The sequence below is a fragment of the Arsenophonus endosymbiont of Aphis craccivora genome (assembly GCF_013460135.1).
Lineage (GTDB): Bacteria > Pseudomonadota > Gammaproteobacteria > Enterobacterales > Enterobacteriaceae > Arsenophonus > Arsenophonus nilaparvatae.
In genome coordinates this window covers 1,238,321-1,258,389 of sequence record NZ_CP038155.1, presented here as the reverse complement: position 1 = coordinate 1,258,389, position 20,069 = coordinate 1,238,321, and the positions used below count along the sequence as shown (strand labels likewise).

17 protein-coding genes and 7 pseudogenes are annotated in these 20,069 nt (G+C 40.0%); 8 read left to right on the top strand and 16 right to left on the bottom strand.

Features of this window, described 5'->3' with window-relative positions:
- Positions 1-6: 6 nt before the first annotated feature.
- The 3 genes and pseudogenes from radA to E3U36_RS06600 all read right to left on the bottom strand — a co-directional run bounded on the left by radA (position 7) and on the right by E3U36_RS06600 (position 3,175).
- Complete coding sequence (gene radA, locus E3U36_RS06610) at positions 7-1,389, bottom strand: DNA repair protein RadA (RefSeq protein ID WP_180815913.1); 1,383 nt, start codon at positions 1,387-1,389, stop codon at positions 7-9.
- Positions 1,390-1,422: 33 nt separating this feature from the next.
- Positions 1,423-2,199, bottom strand: a pseudogene (gene serB / locus E3U36_RS06605) (phosphoserine phosphatase); the annotation flags it as partial.
- Between the two features lie 52 nt (positions 2,200-2,251).
- The gene (locus E3U36_RS06600; protein WP_180815912.1) at positions 2,252-3,175 is read right to left on the bottom strand and encodes an IS5 family transposase; all 924 of its coding nucleotides are present in this window, start codon (positions 3,173-3,175) and stop codon (positions 2,252-2,254) included.
- Here E3U36_RS06600 and E3U36_RS12970 point away from each other — a divergent pair.
- Complete coding sequence (locus tag E3U36_RS12970) at positions 3,169-3,297, top strand: hypothetical protein (protein ID WP_255479070.1); 129 nt, start codon at positions 3,169-3,171, stop codon at positions 3,295-3,297. The two genes, E3U36_RS06600 and E3U36_RS12970, sit on opposite strands and share 7 nt — an antisense overlap.
- Here E3U36_RS12970 and E3U36_RS06595 read toward each other — a convergent pair.
- Positions 3,255-3,464: pseudogene (locus E3U36_RS06595) on the bottom strand (DUF5609 domain-containing protein); the annotation flags it as partial. The gene E3U36_RS12970 and the pseudogene E3U36_RS06595 sit on opposite strands and share 43 nt — an antisense overlap.
- A gap of 120 nt (positions 3,465-3,584) precedes the next feature.
- Here E3U36_RS06595 and E3U36_RS06590 point away from each other — a divergent pair.
- Positions 3,585-4,052 carry an AhpA/YtjB family protein gene (locus E3U36_RS06590; RefSeq protein ID WP_238337404.1) on the top strand — a complete coding sequence of 156 codons (468 nt, stop codon included), beginning with the start codon at positions 3,585-3,587 and terminating at the stop codon, positions 4,050-4,052.
- Positions 4,053-4,292: 240 nt separating this feature from the next.
- Here E3U36_RS06590 and deoD read toward each other — a convergent pair whose 3' ends face one another.
- The 8 genes and pseudogenes from deoD to E3U36_RS06550 form a co-directional block, all read right to left on the bottom strand.
- Positions 4,293-5,006, bottom strand: a complete 714-nt coding sequence (gene deoD / locus E3U36_RS06585) for a purine-nucleoside phosphorylase (protein WP_180815910.1) — start codon at positions 5,004-5,006, stop codon at positions 4,293-4,295.
- A 65-nt stretch (positions 5,007-5,071) separates the two neighbouring features.
- The gene (gene deoB, locus E3U36_RS06580) at positions 5,072-6,295 is read right to left on the bottom strand and encodes a phosphopentomutase (protein ID WP_180815909.1); all 1,224 of its coding nucleotides are present in this window, start codon (positions 6,293-6,295) and stop codon (positions 5,072-5,074) included.
- 238 nt (positions 6,296-6,533) lie between these two features.
- The gene (gene deoC, locus E3U36_RS06575; RefSeq protein ID WP_180815907.1) at positions 6,534-7,313 is read right to left on the bottom strand and encodes a deoxyribose-phosphate aldolase; all 780 of its coding nucleotides are present in this window, start codon (positions 7,311-7,313) and stop codon (positions 6,534-6,536) included.
- A 78-nt stretch (positions 7,314-7,391) separates the two neighbouring features.
- Positions 7,392-8,678 carry a NupC/NupG family nucleoside CNT transporter gene (locus E3U36_RS06570; RefSeq protein ID WP_180815905.1) on the bottom strand — a complete coding sequence of 429 codons (1,287 nt, stop codon included), beginning with the start codon at positions 8,676-8,678 and terminating at the stop codon, positions 7,392-7,394.
- 246 nt (positions 8,679-8,924) lie between these two features.
- A complete protein-coding gene (locus E3U36_RS06565) occupies positions 8,925-9,719 on the bottom strand; it encodes a TatD family hydrolase (RefSeq protein WP_180815903.1) in 795 nt (264 codons plus the stop codon).
- Positions 9,709-10,776: pseudogene (locus E3U36_RS06560) on the bottom strand (patatin-like phospholipase family protein). The gene E3U36_RS06565 and the pseudogene E3U36_RS06560 overlap by 11 nt, the downstream one beginning before the upstream one ends.
- A gap of 198 nt (positions 10,777-10,974) precedes the next feature.
- On the bottom strand, positions 10,975-12,564 hold the full coding sequence (gene prfC / locus E3U36_RS06555) for a peptide chain release factor 3 (protein WP_180817563.1): 1,590 nt from the start codon (positions 12,562-12,564) through the stop codon (positions 10,975-10,977).
- 337 nt (positions 12,565-12,901) lie between these two features.
- Positions 12,902-12,997, bottom strand: a pseudogene (locus E3U36_RS06550) (IS5/IS1182 family transposase); the annotation flags it as partial.
- On the opposite strand from E3U36_RS06550, the pseudogene E3U36_RS06545 reads away from it, so the two are divergent.
- A pseudogene (locus E3U36_RS06545) lies at positions 12,995-13,606 on the top strand (IS5 family transposase); the annotation flags it as partial. The pseudogenes E3U36_RS06550 and E3U36_RS06545 overlap by 3 nt on opposite strands.
- A gap of 45 nt (positions 13,607-13,651) precedes the next feature.
- Here the strand turns inward: E3U36_RS06545 and E3U36_RS06540 are convergent.
- Positions 13,652-14,017, bottom strand: a pseudogene (locus E3U36_RS06540) (ferritin); the annotation flags it as partial.
- A 268-nt stretch (positions 14,018-14,285) separates the two neighbouring features.
- Here E3U36_RS06540 and E3U36_RS06535 point away from each other — a divergent pair.
- Positions 14,286-14,516, top strand: coding sequence for a DNA polymerase III subunit theta (locus tag E3U36_RS06535; protein WP_180815902.1), 231 nt, complete (start codon positions 14,286-14,288; stop codon positions 14,514-14,516).
- 99 nt (positions 14,517-14,615) lie between these two features.
- On the opposite strand, the gene E3U36_RS06530 is transcribed toward E3U36_RS06535, so the two are convergent.
- Both E3U36_RS06530 and E3U36_RS06525 read right to left on the bottom strand, forming a co-directional pair.
- The gene (locus E3U36_RS06530; protein ID WP_180815900.1) at positions 14,616-14,957 is read right to left on the bottom strand and encodes a YebF family protein; all 342 of its coding nucleotides are present in this window, start codon (positions 14,955-14,957) and stop codon (positions 14,616-14,618) included.
- 102 nt (positions 14,958-15,059) lie between these two features.
- Positions 15,060-15,230 (bottom strand): YoaH family protein, encoded by a 171-nt coding sequence (locus E3U36_RS06525; protein WP_180815899.1) that lies wholly within the window; start codon positions 15,228-15,230, stop codon positions 15,060-15,062.
- 124 nt (positions 15,231-15,354) lie between these two features.
- Between E3U36_RS06525 and pabB the strand changes: the two genes are divergently transcribed.
- The 3 genes and pseudogenes from pabB to E3U36_RS06510 all read left to right on the top strand — a co-directional run bounded on the left by pabB (position 15,355) and on the right by E3U36_RS06510 (position 18,821).
- Positions 15,355-16,716 carry an aminodeoxychorismate synthase component 1 gene (gene pabB / locus E3U36_RS06520; protein WP_180815897.1) on the top strand — a complete coding sequence of 454 codons (1,362 nt, stop codon included), beginning with the start codon at positions 15,355-15,357 and terminating at the stop codon, positions 16,714-16,716.
- Positions 16,716-17,114 (top strand): CoA pyrophosphatase, encoded by a 399-nt coding sequence (locus E3U36_RS06515; RefSeq protein WP_369412928.1) that lies wholly within the window; start codon positions 16,716-16,718, stop codon positions 17,112-17,114. The genes pabB and E3U36_RS06515 overlap by 1 nt, the downstream gene beginning before the upstream one ends.
- Before the next feature lie 345 nt (positions 17,115-17,459).
- Positions 17,460-18,821, top strand: a pseudogene (locus E3U36_RS06510) (L-serine ammonia-lyase).
- Between the two features lie 45 nt (positions 18,822-18,866).
- Here E3U36_RS06510 and E3U36_RS06505 read toward each other — a convergent pair.
- On the bottom strand, positions 18,867-19,790 hold the full coding sequence (locus E3U36_RS06505) for an IS5 family transposase (RefSeq protein ID WP_180815895.1): 924 nt from the start codon (positions 19,788-19,790) through the stop codon (positions 18,867-18,869).
- On the opposite strand from E3U36_RS06505, the gene E3U36_RS06500 reads away from it, so the two are divergent.
- Entirely contained in the window at positions 19,784-19,954 is a 171-nt protein-coding gene (locus E3U36_RS06500; protein ID WP_180815894.1) for a hypothetical protein, read from the top strand. The two genes, E3U36_RS06505 and E3U36_RS06500, sit on opposite strands and share 7 nt — an antisense overlap.
- Positions 19,955-20,069 lie beyond the last annotated feature (115 nt).

The window sequence follows — 20,069 nt, the reverse complement described above, 5'->3', positions numbered from 1 at the left end:
CTCCGGTTAATCAAAGTTTTCCATAACCGTTAATGCCTCTGACAGTTTTTTCACACCAAATAACTGCATATTGGGTAATGGTTTTTTGGGCACATTAGCATAAGGAACAATCGCTCGTTTAAAACCATGTTTTGCCGCCTCAATAATCCGCTCTTGGCCACTAGGTACTGGACGGATTTCACCCGCCAATCCAACCTCACCAAAAACCACAACATCACGCGGCAATGGACGATTACGGAAACTGGATACTAAAGAAAAGAGTAAAGCAAGATCAGCACTGGTTTCCGTCACTTTAACCCCACCAACAACATTAACAAAAACATCTTGATCCGACATCTGTAATCCACCATGCCGATGCAAAATAGCCAGCAAAATCGCTAATCGATTCTGCTCTAAACCGACAGCAACGCGTCGCGAATTAGCTAGCATTGAATAGTCCACTAGCGCCTGAATTTCCACCAGCAATGGTCGCGTTCCTTCCCAAACAACCATCACCGAGCTGCCCGAAGTGATCTCTTCTACTCTACTGAGAAAAATAGCCGATGGGTTACTCACTTCCTTTAACCCTTTTTCTGTCATGGCAAATACACCCAATTCATTAACCGCACCAAATCGATTTTTATGACTTCTTAAGGTACGAAATCGTGAATCTGCTTCACCATCGAGCATTATCGAACAGTCAATGCAGTGTTCAAGCACTTTCGGGCCGGCCAAAGAACCATCTTTTGTGACATGCCCTACCATGATAATGGCGATCCCTCGTGTTTTGGCAAATCGGGTAAGATAAGCCGCAGTTTCTCGGACTTGTGCCACACTACCAGGTGATGACTGTATATCCGCGATATGCATGACCTGAATAGAATCAATCACCATCAATTTTGGCTGTTCCTGCTCTGCAATCAAACAAATCTGCTCAATACTGGTTTCAGATAACATATTGAGATTATCGGACGGTAACCCTAATCGATGCGCTCGCATCGCCACTTGCTGTAAAGACTCCTCACCGGTGACGTATAAAGTTTTCATCTGTGATGAAAGCCGACACATAGTTTGCAAAAGCAATGTACTTTTACCAGCACCTGGGTTACCACCAATTAAAATCGCGCTACCAGGTACCACACCACCACCGAGAACACGATCAAATTCTTTGAAATCAGTAGAAAAACGTGGCAATGCTTCTAAACTAATGGCAGACAATTTCTGTACTTGGTTACCTGTAGCACTACCAGCATAACCATTAAGGCGTTCTGCTCGCGAAGTAGAACTGGCAGCTAATCTTACCTCGGTGATCGTATTCCAGGTATGACAAGCGATACATTGGCCTTGCCAGCGTGGATAATCTGCACCACATTCATTACAGACAAATGCTCTTTTTATTGCTTTTGCCACCGTTATTGCCTCTTTTATTTATTGATTTGATCGTTAACGCGCTTCATGCTTTAAGCCACCACTTAAAACACAAAGTACACCCATCAAATCTGCATGTTGAATCGCTACTTTTGCCCTGTCCTGTACTTTAGATTTAGCATGATAAGCAATACCCAATCCCGCCTTACGGATCATTTTTACATCATTCGCGCCATCACCAATAGCAACGGTTTGCTCGATTGGAATAGAGAATTGTCTAGCTAATTTTATGAAGGGTTGTGCTTTGACTTTAGCATCCACAATGTTGCCATTCACCTTACCGGTCAATTTGTTATCTTTAATTTCAAGTTTGTTAGCCACCGCAGCGGTTAATTTTAATTTTTCCTTCAAATAATTAGTAAAAAAATTAAATCCACCTGAAACAATAACAACATGCCAATCAAATGCCTGCCACTTACGGACAATACTGGTTAAGCCTGGTGTCAGTGGCATATGCTCTAATACATTTTGCAAAATTTGCATGTCGGCTTCAGCAAGTAACTTAACCCGAGCTTTTAAACTTTCACTAAAATCAATTTCCCCTTGCATTGCGCGCTCTGTAATTTCAGCAACCTGCTGGCCAACTCCCGCCAAACGAGCAATTTCATCAATGCATTCGATCTGAATTGCCGTTGAATACATATCCATCACCAACAAGCCTGGCGCACGTAAACGGGGTATATTACCCAGCGGTACAACATCTAAACCACACTCTTCAGCTATTTTCTTTATTTTTGCGCTTAAGCTACCCGCGATACGAACGACTTGATAATCATCAATACGCCAAGGGCTTTGTTGAATAAATCAGAATTAGCCGCCAGGATGGCTCCCTCTGCTACAGCTGTTATCCGATCCTGACGCTGTGTGGCATACCCAACAACGTCATACGGTTCAGCGCTTTGACCATCGCCATTGCTTCACCTACCTGAGCCTCATAGTCACGCAGCCTCAGATGGCCACCCAGCAAAGTTTTTATGCGGAACATCGCTGTTTCTGCCACTGAACGCCGGTGATAACCCACTTTCTTTTTCCACATATCATTACTCCTGCTCAGACGCTGATTCGCCACCGCATGGTTACGTTCATGGTACTTGTCCGGCCAGTATTTCGCTCCGCTTCGCGGCGGGATAAGGGGCCTGATTTTCTTTCTTAGCAACGCATCGTGGCAGTAACAGGCGTCATAAGCACCGTCTGCTGACACTTCCCTGATTTTCCGGTGGGTTTGGTTAATCAGGCCCGGCAGTGCCTGCGCATCTGTCGTTCCGCTGAGCGATAAGTCGGCACAGATAATCTCATGAGTCACACTGTCTGCTGCCAGATGAAGCTTGCGCCACACTCTTCGTCTGTCAGCCCCATGCTGCCTGACTTTCCTTTCACCTTCGCCAAAGACCTTCAGACCGGTACTGTCGATGACCAGATGCGAGATTTCACCACGCGTTGGCGTTTTTATGCTGATGTTGACGCTCTTTGCTCGTCTGCTGACCAGCGAGTAGTCCGGACAGCACAGCGGCAAAGACATGAGTTTAAAAATCGAATCAACGAAGCCCTGTAATGCCCGTAGCGACAGGTTAAACACACGCTTCATCATCAGGACAGTGGTAACAGCCATATCGCTGTAGTAAAGCGGCCGGCCACGACCTTCAGGCGAAGAACTGTCAGTCCATCCAGCGATGGCCGACTCATCAAGCCAGACCGTCAGGGAACCGCGTTGTCTGAGTGCCTTGTTGTACGCGGGCCAGTTGGTAATTTTAAACTTTTGCTTTGCCATGGGGACCTGATGTTGAAACGAATTTAGCGATCAGCTCCGCCAATCACCTAAAAGTTCGATTTATTCAACAAAGCCTACGCCAAGAAGAAACAATCACAATCGCATTACCAGAGCGTGGTTGAAATTGACTGATACATTGCTTATTCAATCCTCGTCCATAAAGCAACCAACCACTATCTCCAGCCCGATAATCCAAAGGCATAACCTCTTCACCACTTAGTGAAAGCGGTAATCCAGGCCATTTTTGGATCTCATTAGGCAAATAACAATAGGTTAAACTCGTCGACATTAATTCATACTCCTGTCATCCAATCACGACAATTAGCCAACAAAAAAACGGCTTTTCAAACTATCCTATCATCTTAACCTCTGGCAATATGATAATGAACTAAGTTTAAAAGAGCCGATTATGATTAAAAAGAAATTAAAGTTTCGATTACATAAAACTGTTATCATTTTAATTTGCCTCTTCTTACTCATTATTCTAATCCAAAAGGTTAGTTATTTTAGTAAGTTACATCAGAAAATCAGAGTCGAGCAGTTTCAAGAATTGTCTCATACACATGCTGAACAAGTTGCTTTTAGCTTATCCAATTATATACAAAGTGATGGTAAGAATTTTAATAATAAACAGATCCTGGCTATTCTTAATCAATTAACTATTAATGAACATATTCTCGATGCAAGTGTTTATCTTAATGATGGAACCAAAATTCAGCATGCAGGTGAAAAAGTTGCTTTACGAGAGCGATTATCCCTTAATCACCCTCCATGCCACAACTATGTTAACTATCAATTGGTTGTTCCAATCTTCGATACCAAAAAACCAAAAGGCTTTTTACGTTTAACCATTGATGCTCATCAATTTAGTATATGATCTAAACAAATAGATAATATGGCTAATTTATTAAGGATTATGTTACTTTTAGCACTCACTATCGGTTTTGTTCTGGCTAATATTTTATCTAAATCAATTTCAATACACTGGCCAAAGTTACCTTTTTTATCAATAAGCAATAGTCGCTCGGCAAACAATCAGCAAAAGAAATAAAAATTGCTAAAAAGAAAGCAGATTTCAATCTGCTTTCTTGCTTGATTTAAATTTAATGATTTATTTTTAATCCAGTAATAATACTGCTTCTAACGCAATTTCAACCATCTCATTAAATGTCGTTTGCCGTTCTGCTGAAGTTGTCTTTTCGCCTCGACGAATATGATCAGAAACCGTACAAATAGTTAGTGCTTTGACACCATATTCCGCAGCAATGCTATACATACCAGCAGCTTCCATTTCCACCCCCAAAATGCCATATTTTTCCATTGTATCAAACACTTGCATTTGAGGCGTATAAAAAAGATCAGTAGAAAAAATATTACCTACCAGAACGTTGAGATTCTTTGCTTTAGCCGCAGTTACAGCATTATGAACCAGCTGATAATCCGCAATAGCCGCAAAATCATTATCATCAAATTTTAGTCGATTAACTTTAGAATCGGTGCATGCTCCCAGGCCGATAATAATATCGCGTAACTTTACTTGATGGCTAATAGCGCCACAGGATCCTACTCGTATTATTGTTTTAACACCAAAGTCAGTAATTAGCTCTTTCATGTAAATTGAACAGGAAGGGATCCCCATACCATGCCCCATCACAGAAATGCTACGACCTTGATAATTACCAGTAAAACCTAACATACCACGAACATCATTTACCTGACGGCTGTCGGTCAAATAATTTTCTGCAATATGTTTTGCGCGTAGAGGATCGCCTGGCATCAGCATAACTTCCGCAAAATCGCCCATCTCAGTATTAATATGTGGGGTGGCCATAAATAAATTTCCTTTTATTACGTATCGATAAAATCGGGAATATGAACAAATATTTCCCATCATACTTAAAATAGCGTTTTGCCATATTCCATTGGCGATAAACCAAAGTATTGCGCAACGGTTTGACCAATATCAGCAAAGGTCTGTCGATGACCTAGTGCCCCAGGTTTTACTTTCGGACCATAAATTAAAATAGGAATATTTTCCCGCGTATGATCAGTTCCTAGCCAGGTCGGGTCACAACCATGATCTGCGGTAATAATCAAAACATCCTCATTCTCAATTAATGCCAGCATTTCAGGTAAAAGACTATCAAATAACTCTAGTCCTGCCGCATAACCCGCAACATCACGACGATGTCCATATGAAGAATCAAAATCAACAAAATTAGTAAACACAATGGTATTGTCGGCCGCTTTTTTGATCTCCTCAAGGCTTGCCGCAAATAGCGCTTCAATACCGGTTGCTTTCACTTGCTTAGTAATACCGACATTGGCATAAATATCTGCAATTTTGCCAATTGAAACCACCTGGCCGGCTTTTTCTTCAACCAGCTTTTGCAGGATGGTTGGTGCAGGTGGTTCAACTGAATAATCTCGACGATTACCGGTACGCTGAAAACAGCCAGCTTTATTGCCGATAAAAGGACGAGCAATAACACGTCCAATATTATAAGCACCTTCATCTAGCGTCTTTCTAGCTATTTCACAAAGCTGATAAAGATTTTTAACCCCAAAAGTCTCTTCATGACATGCTATCTGAAAGACTGAATCGGCTGAAGTATAGAAAATAGGTTTACCTGTTTTCATATGCTCTTCACCTAATTGATCCAAGATCACCGTGCCTGACGAGTGACAATTTCCCAGATAACCGGGCAAATTAACCGCTTCAACTAACATATCCAATAATCGTTGCGGAAAACTATTTTTTTGCTGTTTAAAATATCCCCATTCAAATAAAACCGGTACCCCGGCGATCTCCCAATGACCTGATGGGGTATCTTTGCCGGAAGATAACTCACTCGCATAACCATAAGCACCGATAATCTCAGTGTCTTCATCCAGGCCGATTGTCAATGTTCCTGATGACCCCTCAGCGGCTTTTGCTAACCCTAAACGCGATAAATTGGGCAAAAAGAGTTTACCTTTACGACCCTTATCAGCCTTCCCTTGCGCACAAGCGGTCGCAATATGGCCTAAAGTATTCGCCCCAGCATCACCATATCTATCCGCATCCGGCGTAGCGCCAATACCAAAAGAATCAAGCACCATAATGAATACACGTTTCATAACTACCCTTGGTTAGTCCAAATTCAATTAATCCATTATTAAACAAAAAATAACGCATTCCATCATTCGAGCTCATAATAACTATTTACTATCGTCAATAAATACAAAATACTAATCGATGCTATTATCTAAAAATTTCTTTTATTAACAATCATTTTCATAGATTATTAAAATAGACATTTTCATTTTTCTGCCAGCCAATAATTACTAAAACAGTGCATAAAAAGATCAATAAAAATTAATAGTCGCCAGTAAAATTATCTATTGGGCATCCTAATGTATTTAATAGACTAGACAATAAGCTTGACGCCCCAAAACGAAAATGACGAATATTTACCCATTCTTTTCCCATGATTCGATCGGCTAAAACCAGATATTTGGCAGCTCCTTCTACCGTACGAACGCAACCTGCTACCTTACAACCCACCTGACTAGCAACGTCCATATCTCGAATAACTTTAAGTATAATTTCAACATTCTCTAGGGTGGCATTTATCGCAACCTTACCCGTTGATGTCTTAACAAAATCAGCGCCGGCAGCAATAGCAATTTCTGCTGCCTGTCGAATAAGATCAGGCTGTTTTAATTCACCGGCTTCAATAATAACTTTCAGTAAGACACCTCTCGGTAAACAAACTTCTTTACACTCTTTAACCAGGTCAAAACCAATTTGCTTATTACCGGTTATTAATGCTCGATAGGGAAAAACAACATCAACTTCGTCTGCCCCATAAGCAATAGCAGCTTGTGTTTCAGCTGTAGCAATCACAACATCATAACCACCAAATGGAAAATTAGTTACCGTGGCAATGCGAATATTCTGGGTTTTTTGTTCGGTTAGCATCTTACGTGCTAATGGAATAAAGCGAGGATAAATACATATCGCGGCAGTATTTCCTTGTGCAGTCTTGGCTTGATGGCATAAAATCTTCACTTTTTCATCAGTATCGTCATCATTTAGCAGAGTTAAATCCATCAAATTTAATGCGCGTTGTGCAGCAAGTTTTAATTCCATCATATAATTCTCAAAGCTACTGACATTATTGCTTTAGCGATTAAACAATCGTTCAATGTTTAATATACCAAGCAGATTAAGTTACATAGTCGCTAACGATAAAAAGAAGCCAGCAATAGTGGCACTCATCAAATTAGATAACGAACCGGCTAATACCGCTTTCAAACCTAATCGAGCAACATCTTTACGACGGTTCGGGGCAATTCCACCTAAACCACCCAGTAATATGGCTACTGACGCTAAATTAGCAAAACCACACAATGCAAAAGAGATTATGGCTTTAGTATGTTCAGAAAGTACTTGCTTACCGGCGGCAATAACTTCACTATCAGGTTTTAAATATTCGCCAAAATTCATATAAGCAACAAATTCATTGACCACTAACTTTTGTCCAATAAAAGAACCGGCAATTGTCGCTTCATGCCAGGGGATACCAATCAAATAGGCAATTGGTGCAAAGATCCAGCCTAAGATCAATTCTAATGATAAGCCTGGTATATGGATCCAGCCACCAATAACCGACAAAATACCGTTAAGTAACGCTATTAATGCAACAAATGCCAGCAACATCGCACCGACATTTAGAGCGAGTTGCATGCCGGAAGAAGCGCCAGTGGCGGCAGCATCAATAATGTTAACTGGGCGTTCTTCGCCGCTCGCCACACTGACCATATTCACTGCATCGTGAGTTTTCTCTGTCTCCGGTACCATCAATTTGGCAAATAACAATCCCCCTGGTGCTGCCATAAAAGATGCTGCGATCAGATATTCCATTGGCACCCCCATTTGCGCATAGCCGGCCAATACCGAGCCAGCAACCGAAGCTAATCCTCCACACATAACAGCAAATAACTCAGAGTTTGTTATGGTGGCAATATAGGGTCTGACAACCAAAGGCGCCTCTGTATGACCGACAAAAATATTAGCGGTCGCTGATAGTGACTCAGTACGTGAGGTGCCTAATATCCATTGCAAAAGTCCACCTAAGATTTTGATAAAAAACTGCATAATACCAAGATAATAAAGTACGGCTATCAATGACGAGAAGAAAACAATGACCGGTAAGACACGTAAGGCAAAAATAAAACCACCACCGCCAAACAGTTCAAACATTTTATTAGAGACTAAACCACCAAAGACAAAATCCATGCCAACTTGTCCATAACCAATCACACTAGAGACTGCATCTGATACAGTTTCCAAAGTGCGGCTACCGGCAGGGATATAAAGAACAAATGCGCCAATTGCCATTTGAATAACAAAAGCACCAAATACGGTACGGAATTTAATTGCCCGACGGTTACTGGAAAAAATGATAGCGATGAAAATCAATACTACCATCCCTAGCAGGCTCATAATGAGTTGCATGAATAATATCCCTGTGTATTATATAACAAATGAACATTTATATAGTTTAAAAAATAAACTGCCAGTTTAATGCGCAGACATTATAACAATTTCGCATTAATAACTGACAGTCGGTATCACAAATAATCATAACGAAAAATCACGAAAAATAAATTTTGCGACACATATCACTTACGAAAAGCGATATTGCCGGCAAAAATTATCTAAAAAATACCATAATTATAATTAAATAACTTATTGGTATGATTATTTAGCCATATTAGTCTGCTCTTTTTTAATATTAAAGAGTTGTAAACTATTGTTATAAATCTGTGTTGCAATTTCCTCTGCTGACTCTTGCCGAAGGTTACATAGTGCCTCAAATACCAAACCTATTCTTTCAGGACGATTAACCTGCCCCTGAAATCCAGCTAATGGCATATCAGGGGCATCAGTTTCAAGTACTAATGACGACAGCGGCAATTGCGCAGCTACTGCTCTGGTTTTCTTAGCCCTTTGATAGGTGATAACGCCACCAATACCGATAAAATAACCTAAACGGATAAAGGCATTAGCTTGCAACAAACTGCCAGCAAATCCATGAGTTACCCCCTTTTTCGGCACGTCAAATCGTCTTAATAAAGCAGCTAGTTGATCATGACTTTTACGCGAATGAAGAATAACCGGTAAATTATACTGTTTAGCCAGCTGTAATTGCTGGATCAGCAATGCTTGTTGTTGCTTAACCGCAGAATTAGTAACAAAATAATCTAAACCTATTTCACCAATAGCAACATATTTATTGCTGTTTTGCTGCAATAATGCCACTAATTTAGCAAAATGATCAAGTAAAAAATCTGCAATATACAAAGGATGAAAACCCAATGCAGCATATAAATGCGGATATTGTTGTGCCAGTGAATATACTCGCTCAAAATTCTCAATACCAACCGTCGGGTCAATGATATCAGTCACGCCAGCTTTCACCGCGCGCGAAAAGCTATCTTCAATATAATGGATAAAAGGAGAAAAATCAAAATGACAATGGGTGTCAACGAACATCAATGGCTAATCCTTCATCACCTGATTTTGGTTCTTCATCTTGTTGATTCGAAATTATCTCCGCAGACAAAGATGCCGGATTAGCAACCTGATTATTTTCAATAGAATACGGGTAAGATGCTAAGTTATCATTAGAAAAATAGTGTTTTAAACTAGTTAAAAAATAGCTGCCACATTGACGCCCAATATGATAATCAGTCTCTAAGGTTGAAGCACGGCTACCTAATGCACAACTCATTAAAGGTTTCGGTGGATACATTTCAAAAATTTGGATACCTGGTTGTGGCGCAGCAATAAATTTTTGTGTCTGTTGATATCTTTTAATATGTACTTTTATCATCTTATCCATCCGCCGTATATTGCGGTGTTCCAACCAGCGAGTCATCCTCTTTAACCATTGAGATGTATAATAAATTCCCGAAGGAACCGTTCTAATTACCACAATTGTTTTTGCCCCACGACGATAAGCTTCTTCAACAGGAATTGAAGCCGTTATACCACCATCATGATAAAGCTCCCCATTAAATACTGCTCCCTGGCGATAAAAGCCGGGGATAGCACTTGACGCCCGAATAATATCTAGCCAACTATCTTGTGTTGGTTGAAAATAAACCGGACTAAAATCCTCGTAGCGACAAGCAATGATGAAAAATTGACGCCCGCTGTCTAAGTAAGATAATCCAGTAGAGAAATCAAGGGGTAATTCACGGGAGGTAATATCAATTAGCCAATCTAAATCAATCATATGGCCACCACGAATAAAACGTAGTGGATTAAAAAATTGAGATTTAGTGGTATAATCAGTGATCACCTTACGGGCATAACCACGCTGTTGGCAAAGATAGGCCGATAAATTTTGTGCGCCTGCCGATGTCCCTATCATGATGTTAAATGGGTTGAAACCAACACGGAGAAATTCATCCAATACACCGGCGGTAAAAATACCACGCTGTCCACCCCCCTCACAGACTCATGCTATTTTACCGAGGTCAAATGCATTATCCTCGAAGGCTAAAGGCTCAATATTACCCAATGTGACTGATATATGTCTTCCCATATTGCTTTACCCCCTTAAAACTGATAGTAGACCCTCTAAATACAATCTGCTATTCAAAATCTACTATTGGGTTTAATAGTGAGATTTTTAGCGGCTTAAAAATTTGGGAGAAACCAATAAATACAGCAATTGAAAAATAGTCATACCCCCACTAATAACAAGTGAGGGTAATATAATAAAAAATCAATATGCCATAAATTAATGCTCTCGCGTTTTGCAGAACCGAATTTCAGGGTAGCGTTCGCGGGTTAGATTAAGATTTACCATCGTTGGGGCAATATAACTGAGGTTATCGCCACCATCTAAAGCCAGGTTTTGTTCATTTTTACGTTTGAACTCTTCTAATTTTTTTACGTCATCACATTCGATCCAACGTGCGGTTGAAACATTTACTGGCTCATAAATAGCTTCAACATTATATTCACTCTTCAAGCGCGCTACCACCACATCAAACTGAAGCACACCAACAGCACCAACAATAAGATCATTATTGGCCAAAGGACGAAATACCTGAACCGCACCCTCTTCGGATAACTGAACCAATCCTTTAAGTAACTGTTTCTGCTTTAACGGATCATGTAAACGGATGCGTTTGAATAGTTCAGGCGCAAAATTAGGAATACCGGTAAATTTTAACACTTCTCCCTGGGTAAAAGTATCACCAATCTGAATAGTGCCATGATTATGCAAGCCAATGATATCACCTGGAAACGCTTCTTCAACATGGGAACGATCACCGGCCATAAAAGTAAGCGCATCTGAAATAACCACCTCTTTTTTATTTCGTACCTGATAAAGTTTCATACCCTTTTGATAACAACCTGACACAATCCGCAAAAAAGCCACCAGATCACGATGTTTGGGATCCATATTGGCTTGTATTTTGAACACAAAACCAGAAAATTTTTCTTCCTCGGCATTAACGATACGACTATCAGCCTGCCGAGGCATAGGAGTTGGCGCCCAATTGACCAAACCATCTAACATATGATCAACACCAAAGTTACCTAAAGCGGTGCCAAAAAAGACGGGTGTTAACTTGCCTTGTAAAAATGCGTCTAAATTGAATTCATGAGAAGCACCCTTTACTAGTTCAAGCTCTTCTCGTAGCTGAGCAGCAAAATCGTCTCCAATAACTTTGTCCAATTCGGTATTATTTAATCCTTTAATAACAACAACGTATTGAATAGCATGCCCTTGCCCACTCTGGTATAAAATAGTTTCATTACGATAAAGATGATAAATCCCTTTAAATAACTTGCCACAACCAATTGGCCAGGTAATCGGGCTACAAGCGATACTCAATTCACTTTCAACCTCATCCATTAATTCCATTGGATCGCGAATATCGCGATCCAATTTGTTCATAAAGGTTAAAATAGGTGTATCACGTAACCGTGTTACTTCCATCAATTTACGCGTACGATCTTCAACGCCTTTAGCTGCATCAATCACCATCAAACAACAATCGACCGCCGTTAAGGTCCGATAAGTATCTTCCGAAAAATCCTCATGCCCTGGGGTATCAAGCAAATTAATCAAGCAATTTTGGTAAGGAAATTGCATTACCGAAGTGGTAATCGAGATCCCGCGTTGTTTTTCCATTTCCATCCAGTCAGATTTTGCATGTTGATTCGAACCACGCCCCTTCACTGTGCCCGCTTTTTGAATAGCTTGGCCAAACAACAGTACTTTTTCTGTGATCGTGGTTTTCCCTGCATCAGGGTGAGAAATGATAGCAAAGGTTCTGCGCCGCGCTATTTTCTGACAAAAATTATTCTCTTTCATTATAACTACCCAACATACACAACATGATGTATAAAAAATTGGCAAAAATTCTACACTGACAAATCCATTTTGAAAACAATTACTAACTCATTAAAAAATATTTTTTAGTTAGCCGATAAAATTAAATATAAAAAAAGTAAAGAAAATTGTTTTTAACTAAATATAGATTATTTAATTAAATCAGAAAATCTAATACTGATTATATTAAAGTCACTAATATAAAATATTTATTAGAATAAACAAGAAGATTAAATGAAAATTTTTTACATAATATGTCAGATGGCTTTGTTGAATAAATCAGAATTAGCCGCCAGGATGGCTCCCTCTGCTACAGCTGTTATCCGATCCTGACGCTGTGTGGCATACCCAACAACGTCATACGGTTCAGCGCTTTGACCATCGCCATTGCTTCACCTACCTGAGCCTCATAATCAGCATAAAAACGCCAACGCGTGGTGAAATCTCGCATCTGGTCATCGACAGTACCGGTCTGAAGGTCTTTGGCGAAGGTGAATGGAAAGTCAGGCAGCATGGGGCTGACAGACGAAGAGTGTGGCGCAAGCTTCATCTGGCAGCAGACAGTGTGACTCATGAGATTATCTGTGCCGACTTATCGCTCAGCGGAACGACAGATGCGCAGGCACTGCCGGGCCTGATTAACCAAACCCACCGGAAAATCAGGGAAGTGTCAGCAGACGGTGCTTATGACGCCTGTTACTGCCACGATGCGTTGCTAAGAAAGAAAATCAGGCCCCTTATCCCGCCGCGAAGCGGAGCGAAATACTGGCCGGACAAGTACCATGAACGTAACCATGCGGTGGCGAATCAGCGTCTGAGCAGGAGTAATGATATGTGGAAAAAGAAAGTGGGTTATCACCGGCGTTCAGTGGCAGAAACAGCGATGTTCCGCATAAAAACTTTGCTGGGTGGCCATCTGAGGCTGCGTGACTATGAGGCTCAGGTAGGTGAAGCAATGGCGATGGTCAAAGCGCTGAACCGTATGACGTTGTTGGGTATGCCACACAGCGTCAGGATCGGATAACAGCTGTAGCAGAGGGAGCAATCCTGTCGGCTAATTCTGATTTATTCAACAAAGCCGCACAGCGCTAGACATTGCTTTCAACTCTTTATCTAATAAAAATAGTGATTTACCATCTTCGCCAACGAAATCAAACTTATCCAAAATTGATTTGAATAACTTTTCTTCTTCATGTTGTTCTGCAACATACCACTGCAAAAAATTAAATGTCGAGTAGTCTTTCATCTCCAATGCCATATGTACAAGAGCATTAATTTCATGTGTAATATTTTGTTCATGTTGATAGGTTTTTTCAAAAACCTCTTTTACAGAATTAAATTCTGCAGGCGGAGCATCAATTTGACCTAATATCGGCATTTCACCAGTATCGCTAAGATAATTAAATAAACGTTACATATGCCCCATCTCTTGCTGTAACATTGTTCACACTTCCTATGTTTTTAAATAAAGTTCAATTTTATTATCTTCAGTTATACCAATGATAAAGGTGTTGTAATTAAAATAAAACTAAAATTAACCATTATTTGATCAAAATAATGGCCTAAAATAGATCACTTTCATTACAATCACTATTAAAATATTATAGAAATAATAAATAGTTACATATTTATTCAAGACAAACTATGTCTCGTTTACTAAAATTAATGTAGAAATCATATTTGATGGGGTCGAAAATACGAGTATGAGCTACAATCTCGCCGAATTAGCAAAAGAGGAGAGGGAAAAACTAAATCTTGATCTTGCCGCTGCAAGTGTGGCATTTAAGGAAAGATACAATATGCCGGTTATTGCCGATAGAGTTGAAGCAGAGCAAGCGGTGCATTTGCGAGAGCATTTTCGTCAGCGGCTTAAGCTATTTCGCAAAATTTCTCATACTCTGGAGCAATTACCTTACGATCCGCGAAAAGGCTAATATAAAAATAACCATAAATGTTAATATGCTGACAACTTTTTGCTGTTAATTTATTAATCGCTAATAGCTTTTAATTTGATAAGTAATGGTTTCATCCTGTCAATTAACAATCACCTGATAGCTAACATCTTTTTTCGTACCCCTAACGCTCAAAGGGATTCTATAACCATGTTTGATTGCTGGAATGCTATTCTTATTTACCCATGCAACTACATTCGAACCACCAAGTAACTTTTTATCCTTATTCCAGTATGGCAAGCGAGTTTGAATAAAATCATTCTTCACTTTTGCACCAATTTGCTGCGGGTTTAAATTATCAAAATTGATGAATTTAGCCGTTCTTCCCTCATTAATTTCAATATCCTGAGCTGTTATTGAAAAAGATAATAACGTGGATAATATCATAGCTAGCAACATAAAAAGCATCTTCATCACTTTCATTTACTCCTAAACATTTTCTTATGAAAAGTAAGTATAATTAGAGGTGTAAAGGCATATCCATCATATCAACAATATGCAATAACATAAAAAATGTTATTTCTCTTATTTAAGGTCGTTATCAGTTTGCTTTTTAACCGCATGCTTTGCACGGATCTCCTTAGCGACTAAAGCAATCGCTTCCCAACTACTCATTCCATCAGCCATCAATTGATGAATACGTTCAGCAGCTTCTTGTGGCTCCTGATGATTTAACGTTGGCATATCTGAAAACATTTATTTTTTACTCATTTTTTATTTAAAGATCATTATCAATATAACATTAGCATAGTTTGACATATGAAAAACGTTATTTTATGGTAGTATATTCGTTAATAACCCTTATCGTTGCCTAATAAATATGCGCCTGCAAAAAATTCAATTACCTTATTCATTAGATGCCGCTTTAAATTATTTTAATGCTATCGCCAGCCAGCCATGGGCGATGTTATTACATTCGGGTAATGCAAGCCATCCACATAACCGTTTTGATATTGTAGTCGCTGATCCAGTAACCACGTTAGAAACAAGAGACAGTATCACGCAAATTAACCGTGAAAATGAAAAAATCAGCTCAGAACTTGATCCATTTGAGCTATTAAAAAGTGAAATGCAACATTTGAATCTCACTTTCACAGTGAATAGCGATCTTCCTTTCCAAGGCGGAGCTTTAGGTATATGGGGCTATGATTTAGGCCGGCAAATAGAAATTCTGCCGGAACTTGCTAAGAAAGAATTAAGCTTTCCCGATATGGCGATCGGTGTTTATCTTTGGGCATTAATTGTTGATCACCATAAAAAAATAGTAACTTTGCTCAGTTATCAAAATGTTGAACAACGCTTGTCATGGTTAGAAAACCAAACGAAAATACCAACTGAACAGTTTCAAATGTGTGAACCATGGCAAAGTAACATGTCAAGACAGCAATATCACCATAAAATTAGCCAAATTCATCAATATTTGCACGATGGTGATTGTTACCAAATTAATTTAGCGCAACGTTTTAAAGCCAAATATCAGGGTAATGAATGGGAAGCGTTTCTTAAACTTAATCAAAATAATCAGGCACCCTTCTCCGCCTTCATTCGTTTAGAACAACATTGCGTGCTCAGTGTATCCCCTGAACGTTTTCTTTGGCTGAACGACAATTCAATTCAAACCCGTCCAATCAAAGGCACATTGCCTAGGCTGACTGATGCCCAAGAAGATCAAAAACAGATAAAAAGTTTACAATTATCAACCAAAGATCGCGCTGAAAACGTAATGATAGTTGATTTATTGCGTAATGATATTGGTAAAGTTGCAATACCAGGAACAGTCAGTGTACCAGAACTTTTTGTGGTTGAATCTTTTCCGGCTATTCATCATTTAGTTAGCACTATTGTTGCACAATTGCCTTCTAGCTATCATCCCACTGAGCTATTAAAAGCCTGCTTTCCAGGCGGCTCAATTACCGGCGCGCCTAAAATACGTTCAATGGAAATTATTGATGAGCTTGAACCTCATCGTCGCCATAGTTACTGCGGAGCAATTGGTTATATCAGTTTCTGCGGTACGATGGATACAAACATCAGCATACGTACCTTATTAACTGAAAATCAAAACCTTTATTGTTGGGCAGGCGGTGGAATTGTGGCAGATAGTACCGCCGAAAAAGAGTATCAAGAGACTTTTGATAAACTGAGTAGAATATTACCCGTATTAGAAAATAATCAATGTTAATGAATATGTTAGATAATTTTATTAACCGAGTTCAATTAATATTACCTATCGCCACTGGTAATGCTCAACCTGTTAATACCGATAGCGCAAAAAAAAGTGCCGCTGTACTATTACCCATTATTTGCAAACCTGAACCCACTCTGCTATTTACCAAAAGAACTGATAACTTGCGCCTTCATGCTAGTCAGATTTCTTTTCCTGGTGGCGCTCGTGAACCCTATGATCATAATTTAATTGAAACGGCCTTACTTGAATCTTATGAAGAAATTAATATTTTGCCAAATCAGGTGCAGATCCTCGGAAAAATGCTGCCAATAAAAAGCCATAGTGGCTATTTAGTGACGCCTATTGTTGGATTACTATCAACAAAGGTTTCTTATTACAAAAATCAAGCCTAAGTAGCCGCTATTTTTGAAGTCCCACTGAAGCACGCCCTCGCCTTAACTCATCATCATTCCATTATGATCAATAATGCAGGCCATAAAAAGCGTCTGTTCTTTTATCGATACAATCAATATCTAATTTGGGGATTAACTGCAACAATTATCAATAAATTGGCCCTAAAACTTGTTTAAAATAGGCAAAAAATAAGAAATCTTTTTATTTTACATTTTATTCACTGCTACTAGTATATTTCAAAAAAAACTATAAACGGGCAATCTATTATAACACGGTAATATTACAACCATAACATGTAGTCTTAAGTGATTACTTTATCGTTTTTCTTTTTCCAGGGGTTCTTAGTGATCAGTGTTTTCGATATGTTTAAAGTAGGTATTGGCCCATCCAGTTCTCATACCGTTGGTCCAATGAAAGCGGGTAAAGAATTTGTCGATCAATTGGTAGAAAAAAATTTACTTTCCTCCATCACTCGTATCGCTGTTGATATTTATGGTTCACTTTCATTAACCGGAAAGGGACATCATACTGATATTGCTATTATTATGGGTTTAGCGGGTAATTTGCCAGCAACCGTTGATATTGAATCAATTGCAGATTTTATTGCCAATGTTGAGCAAACTGAACGTTTATCTTTAGCAAATACAAGCCATTATGTTGATTTTCCACGCCAAGGCGGGATAAATTTTCATTATAATAATTTACCATTACATGAAAATGGTATGACCATTACCGCTTTCAATAATGATAAGCAAATATTCAGTAAAACATATTACTCGATAGGTGGCGGCTTCATTGTTGATGAAGAACATTTTGGCCAACAAATATCTACTAATAAAAAAGTACCCTATGCCTATAACTCAGCAGCTGAACTGTGACTTCATTGTAAGAAAACCGGTTTATCTTTTTCTAGTCTTATGATGAAAAACGAATTAGCGCTGCATACGAAAGAAGAAATTGACCACTATTTTGCCAATATTTGGCATACCATGCAGGCTTGTATCGATAGAGGGCTTAATACTGAAGGTATTTTACCCGGCCCTCTTCGCGTCCCCCGACGCGCGCCGGCATTACATCGCATGCTGACTGCTTCCCAAAAAATGTCCAATGACCCAATGGATGTCGTTGATCTGATCAATATGTTTGCATTAGCGGTCAACGAAGAAAATGCCGCCGGTGGTCGTGTCGTAACAGCACCCACTAATGGTGCCTGCGGCATCGTTCCTGCTGTGTTAGCTTACTATGATCATTGTATAGAACCTATTACACCGGCTCTTTACAATCGTTACTTTTTAGCTTCAGGGACAATTGGTATTCTTTACAAAATGAATGCCTCTATATCAGGTGCTGAAGTCGGCTGCCAAGGTGAAGTCGGTGTTGCCTGTTCAATGGCCGCTGCTGGATTAACGGAATTGCTGGGTGGTAATCCTGAACAAGTCTGTATTGCCGCTGAAATTGGTATGGAGCATAATTTAGGTCTTACCTGTGACCCGGTTGCAGGACAAGTTCAAGTCCCTTGCATTGAACGTAATGCAATTGCGTCAGTAAAAGCTATTAATGCGGCAAGAATGGCATTACGTAGAACAAGTGAACCGCGAATTTCTTTATATAAAGTTATCGAGACCATGTATGAAACAGGTAAAGATATGAATGCTAAATACCGTGAAACTTCTCGCGTAGGTTTAGCTATTACAGGGCTTTGTTGAATAAATCAGAATTAGCCGCCAGGATGGCTCCCTCTGCTACAGCTGTTATCCGATCCTGACGCTGTGTGGCATACCCAACAACGTCATACGGTTCAGCGCTTTGACCATCGCCATTGCTTCACCTACCTGAGCCTCATAGTCACGCAGCCTCAGATGGCCACCCAGCAAAGTTTTTATGCGGAACATCGCTGTTTCTGCCACTGAACGCCGGTGATAACCCACTTTCTTTTTCCACATATCATTACTCCTGCTCAGACGCTGATTCGCCACCGCATGGTTACGTTCATGGTACTTGTCCGGCCAGTATTTCGCTCCGCTTCGCGGCGGGATAAGGGGCCTGATTTTCTTTCTTAGCAACGCATCGTGGCAGTAACAGGCGTCATAAGCACCGTCTGCTGACACTTCCCTGATTTTCCGGTGGGTTTGGTTAATCAGGCCCGGCAGTGCCTGCGCATCTGTCGTTCCGCTGAGCGATAAGTCGGCACAGATAATCTCATGAGTCACACTGTCTGCTGCCAGATGAAGCTTGCGCCACACTCTTCGTCTGTCAGCCCCATGCTGCCTGACTTTCCATTCACCTTCGCCAAAGACCTTCAGACCGGTACTGTCGATGACCAGATGCGAGATTTCACCACGCGTTGGCGTTTTTATGCTGATGTTGACGCTCTTTGCTCGTCTGCTGACCAGCGAGTAGTCCGGACAGCACAGCGGCAAAGACATGAGTTTAAAAATCGAATCAACGAAGCCCTGTAATGCCCGGAGCGACAGGTTAAACACACGCTTCATCATCAGGACAGTGGTAACAGCCATATCGCTGTAGTAAAGCGGCCGGCCACGACCTTCAGGCGAAGAACTGTCAGTCCATCCAGCGATGGCCGACTCATCAAGCCAGACCGTCAGGGAACCGCGTTGTCTGAGTGCCTTGTTGTACGCGGGCCAGTTGGTAATTTTAAACTTTTGCTTTGACATGGGGACCTGATGTTGAAACGAATTTAGCGATCAGCTCCGCCAATCACCTAAAAGTTCGATTTATTCAACAAAGCCCTATATTACTCAAACCGGCAGATTTATCACAGCAGAAAATAGACATCACTCCGATACTCAAAATCGCGCAAAATCTTTGTAAAAACTAATTAAAAATTATTGTTTGCCTTATAATTTCTATCGAAATAGTTTTGTTTGTAATTTTATTTAAACGAATCCGATTTTTTAAAAAATTATTAATTTTGGTGACTGTCAAAATTAAGA